At 36.4% G+C, this 1,427-nt stretch carries 2 protein-coding genes and 1 other RNA gene; all 3 read left to right on the top strand.

Translation table 11 applies throughout. The features are described 5' to 3' along the window. A partial coding sequence (locus tag Q5O30_RS08365; protein ID WP_302674658.1) for an SIS domain-containing protein occupies positions 1 to 399 on the top strand: 399 nt, incomplete at its 5' end. A gap of 63 nt (positions 400 to 462) precedes the next feature. Next, positions 463 to 1,122 carry a transferase gene (locus Q5O30_RS08360; protein WP_021953301.1) on the top strand — a complete coding sequence of 220 codons (660 nt, stop codon included), beginning with the start codon at positions 463 to 465 and terminating at the stop codon, positions 1,120 to 1,122. Positions 1,123 to 1,199: 77 nt separating this feature from the next. Beyond that, positions 1,200 to 1,379, top strand: a non-coding RNA gene (gene ssrS, locus Q5O30_RS08355) — 6S RNA. The last annotated feature ends 48 nt before the right edge of the window (positions 1,380 to 1,427 follow it).

Genomic DNA, 1,427 nt, shown 5'->3' with positions numbered 1-1,427 from the left:
ACTCTTAGTATGGAAGGTTCACTTAAATTAAAGGAAATATCATACATTCATTCAGAAAGCTATGCAGCGGGAGAATTAAAGCATGGAACTATTTCCTTAGTTACAGATGGAATGCCGGTTATTGGTGTGGCAACCCAGTCAGACTTACTGGAAAAGACTGTAAGCAATATTATGGAAGTTAAATCAAGAGGCGCCTTTACCATAACAGTATGCAAGGAAGGTACAGAATTTAGTGAAGGGGTTATGGATGAGGTTATAGAAGTTCCTGTCTTAGAGGACATATTAATGCCTCTTATTACGGTTATTCCTCTTCAGTTAGTGGCTTATTACACTACAGTATTAAAGGGACTTAATGTTGACAAACCAAGAAACCTTGCAAAATCAGTTACAGTTGAGTAATTACCGGTGTTATAACATCATAGAATAAACTGCAGCTGTAAGCAGTTTGGAGAGAAGGATAATATGTATAAAATAAAGGATTTATATGATTTAAATGAAACTATAGCAGCAGAACTTTTTGAAGGAAAGGAATATCCATGGGAAGTGTTAGCTGATATTGGTGATTTTATTTTAAAACTGGGTGATAAATTACCAAAGGATGAATTTACCAAAAAAGGTGACAATATCTGGATTCACAAGTCAGTTACCATAGCACCTACGGCAACTCTTAATGGACCGTTGATAATTGATGAGGGAACAGAGGTAAGACCGGGAGCTTTTATCAGAGGAAAGGCTATTGTTGGAAAAAACTGCGTAGTAGGTAATTCTACAGAGCTTAAGAATGTTGTATTATTTAATACTGTTCAGGTGCCACATTATAATTATGTAGGTGACAGTATTTTAGGTACTCACTCTCATATGGGAGCAGGCTCCATTACATCTAATGTAAAGTCTGATAAAACTCTTGTGGTAGTAAAAGACGGTGATGAAAGAATTGAAACCGGACTTAAAAAGTTTGGTGCCATGCTGGGAGATTATGTTGAAGTAGGATGCAATTCCGTACTTAATCCGGGAACAATGATAGGAAGACATACAAATGTTTATCCGTTGTCATGTGTAAGAGGAGTTATACCTGAAAATAGCATTTTCAAAAATAAGGATGAAATAGTATCTAAAAAATAGTCACGGAATTTTGCGAATTTACACATAATTTGGAAATGAAAACATATTGCAAAAAAAGGTTTCATAACTTATAATATAGTTACCTGAGATGCTCGTAGGTCCTGTATATTTTGAACCTACAGTTTGATTAAAGGGATTCCTATATCTCTAAGGGGATGACATGCCTCGTTATTTAGTGGACTTCAGAACTTTAGATGCGGTTGCCCACCTGGCATTTGCTAGGACTCAAAACGCAGGAAGGGCATTTCGGGTATACATAACAAACATAGGAAAAGCGGTCGGGCAGTTTTTACTGCCCGATTTTT

Origin of the sequence: Eubacterium sp. CAG:161 (assembly GCF_000432355.1) — a bacterium.
Lineage (GTDB): Bacteria > Bacillota > Clostridia > Lachnospirales > Lachnospiraceae > Eubacterium_G > Eubacterium_G segne.
Note: the sequence above shows the minus strand (reverse complement) of the source record. Positions and strands in the feature narration are given on the sequence as shown.